2 protein-coding genes and 1 pseudogene are annotated in these 2,423 nt (G+C 73.2%); 1 reads left to right on the forward strand and 2 read right to left on the reverse strand.

From position 1 onward, the window contains the following. Nucleotides 1-5: 5 nt before the first annotated feature. Both ACYVE9_RS23085 and ACYVE9_RS23090 read right to left on the reverse strand, forming a co-directional pair. Nucleotides 6-413: a YidH family protein gene (locus ACYVE9_RS23085; RefSeq protein ID WP_461029818.1), complete on the reverse strand. Its 408-nt coding sequence runs from the start codon at nt 411-413 to the stop codon at nt 6-8. A 42-nt stretch (nt 414-455) separates the two neighbouring features. After that, nucleotides 456-714 (reverse strand): annotated as a pseudogene (locus tag ACYVE9_RS23090) (NUDIX hydrolase); the annotation flags it as partial. An 86-nt stretch (nt 715-800) separates the two neighbouring features. Between ACYVE9_RS23090 and ACYVE9_RS23095 the strand changes: the two are divergent. After that, nucleotides 801-2,423, forward strand: a 1,623-nt coding sequence (locus ACYVE9_RS23095) for an FAD-binding dehydrogenase (RefSeq protein WP_461029819.1), incomplete at its 3' end; no start/stop codon positions are given.

The raw sequence follows: 2,423 nt of genomic DNA on the forward strand, positions 1-2,423 counted from the left end.
GCCGCTCACGCGCCGGTCCGCCCCAGCAGCACCGCCAGCGCCACCAGCAGCGCCGCGAGGGTGGCACCGGTGGCCAGCAGCGCGGGGAAACGGGACGCGGGCAGGTCCTCGCCCTTGCGCATGGCCTGCTCGCAGCGCACCCAGTGGTTCACGGCCCGGACCGCGCAGACCGCACCGCCCACCAGCAGGGCCACCGCGATCGTCGTCCGCAGCTCCGCCCGCAGTCCGGTCAGGAACTGGTCCACCGCGATGCCCCCGGCGACCAGGGCGAGCGCGGTGCGGATCCAGGCCAGGAAGGTGCGCTCGTTGGCAAGCGAGAAGCGGTAGTCGGGAGTGGTGCCCTCCTCCCGCAACCGCTGCGGGGCGAACCACAGACGTACCGTGGCCACCAGTGCACCGAGCCGCGCGATCATGCACCGAGCCTAGAGCAGTACCGCGGCTCACCGCGCGGGGCGGGCCTCCCGCAGGGCTGCCTCGTCGTAGTCCTCACCCGCTCCCAGCACCCCGCCGGCCACCAGGTCGTACCGGGAGGGGAAGACCAGTTCGCCCGCCGTCCGCCGGCGCACGAAGACCGCCCGGCGGCGTCCGCACCTGTACGGCGGACGTCCGCCGGGCCGGCCGCCGGGCCGTCACCTCACCGCGCGGGCCCCGCCCGACGACCCGGTCCCGCTCGTCCACGATGTCCAGCAGCTCGTTGTCGTCCACCCCGGCCATGGAACAGGCCGGATGCGCCGGTGCGCTGGTCGAAGAGGGTGCATGACTGTTGACGCGCCGCCTACCCGCGAGTAAGCCTTGCGGGCATGGCGTATGACGCGGATGTCGTGGTGATCGGGGCGGGCCTCGCGGGGCTGGCCGCCACCGCAGAGCTGGCCGAGGCGGGACGCAGGGTCATCCTGCTCGACCAGGAACCGGAGCAGTCCCTCGGCGGCCAGGCCCACTGGGCCTTCGGCGGGCTCTTCCTGGTCGACTCCCCCGAGCAGCGCCGGCTGCGGATCCGCGACAGCTTCGCGCTCGCCTGGCAGGACTGGCAGGGCGCCGCCGGCTTCGACCGCGACGAGGACCACTGGCCGCGCCGCTGGGCCGAGGCCTACGTCGACTTCGCCGCCGGCGAGAAGCGGTCCTGGCTGCACCAGCAGGGCCTGCGGCTGTTCCCCCTGGTCGGCTGGGCCGAGCGCGGCGGGTACCACGCCACCGGGCACGGCAACTCGGTGCCGCGCTTCCACCTCACCTGGGGCACCGGCCCGGGCGTCGTCGAGCCGTTCGCCCGGCGGGTGCGGGAAGGCGTCGCCCGAGGACGGGTCGAACTGCGCTTCCGGCACCGGGTCACCGGCCTGTCCCGCTCGGCCGGCTCGGTCGACACCGTCACCGGCGAGGTACTGGTGCCCACCGCGGCGCCGCGCGGCACCGCCACCTCCCGGGAGGTGGCCGACTCGTTCGAGATCCGCGCCCAGGCGATCGTGGTCACCACCGGCGGCATCGGCGGCAATCACGAACTGGTCCGTGCCAACTGGCCGGCCAGCCTGGGCAGTCCGCCGCGTCGCATGATCACCGGGGTGCCCGAGCACGTGGACGGCGCGATGCTGGGCGTGGCGGAGAAGGCCGGCGCGCGGCACATCAACCGGGATCGGATGTGGCACTACACCGAAGGTGTGGAGAACTGGGACCCGATCTGGCCCGACCACGCCATCCGCATCCTGCCCGGGCCGTCCTCGCTGTGGCTGGACGCGACCGGCAAGCGCCTGCCGGTGCCGTTGTTCCCCGGCTTCGACACGCTCGGCACGCTCCGGCACATCATGCACAGCGGTCACGAGTACACCTGGTTCGTGCTGACCAGGAAGATCATCGAGAAGGAGTTCGCGCTCTCCGGCTCGGAGCAGAACCCCGACCTGACCGGCCGCAGCATCCGCCAGGTGCTCGGACGCGTCCGAGCAGGCGCGCCGGCCCCGGTCCAGGCATTCATGGACCGCGGCAAGGACTTCATCGTCGAGAACGACCTGGAGACGCTGGCCGCCCGGATGAACGAGCTGACCGGTGACGGGCTCATCGACCCGGTGGCGCTGCGCCGGGAGATCGAGGCGAGGGATCGGGAGATCAACAACCCCTTCACCAAGGACTCGCAGGTCACCGCGGTGCGCGGAGCACGTTCCTACCTGGGCGACCGGCTCATCCGGGTGGCCGCCCCGCACCGGCTGCTCGACCCGAAGGCGGGCCCGCTGGTGGCCGTGCGGCTGAACATCCTGACCCGCAAGTCCCTCGGCGGCCTGGAGACCGACCTCTCCTCACGGGTGCTGGCGCACGACGGCGAACCGCTGCCGGGCGTCTACGCGGCCGGTGAGGCCGCCGGCTTCGGCGGCGGCGGCATGCACGGCTACCGCTCGCTGGAGGGCACGTTCCTGGGCGGCTGCCTGTTCTCCGGGCGCACC

Source organism: Streptomyces sparsus, assembly GCF_054776295.1.